Origin of the sequence: Flavobacterium geliluteum (assembly GCF_017948595.1) — a bacterium.
GTDB classification, from domain to species: Bacteria; Bacteroidota; Bacteroidia; order Flavobacteriales; family Flavobacteriaceae; genus Flavobacterium; species Flavobacterium flavipigmentatum.
Genome location: NZ_JAGFBV010000098.1, coordinates 1 through 255, shown reverse-complemented (window position 1 = coordinate 255; position 255 = coordinate 1). Strand labels below are relative to the sequence as shown.

The 255-nt window shown below is 35.3% G+C and carries 1 pseudogene; it reads right to left on the bottom strand.

The window, feature by feature from the left end:
* Positions 1-255: pseudogene (locus J3495_RS19090) on the bottom strand (hypothetical protein); the annotation flags it as partial.

Here is a 255-nt window from a genome sequence, read left to right as displayed (position 1 = left end):
TTTCATTAATTGAAAGAGCTTTGTTTTTATTTCCTCCGGCCTTTCCAATTAAATTGAATTCTGTTTGGTCCGGGTCGTAACCAAAGATTGTTCTACCTTTCAGATTAGTAACTTCTTGAAATCCTGCAGGAATTTGATTAAGTGGTTTAAACCATGCAAACACAACACCGCCTTGCTGAAATATTGCCAGTTTCTTTTCAATCAACCCAATCCTGGCATTTAAAGTTTTTATTTCTAATGGCCTGATAAAATCAC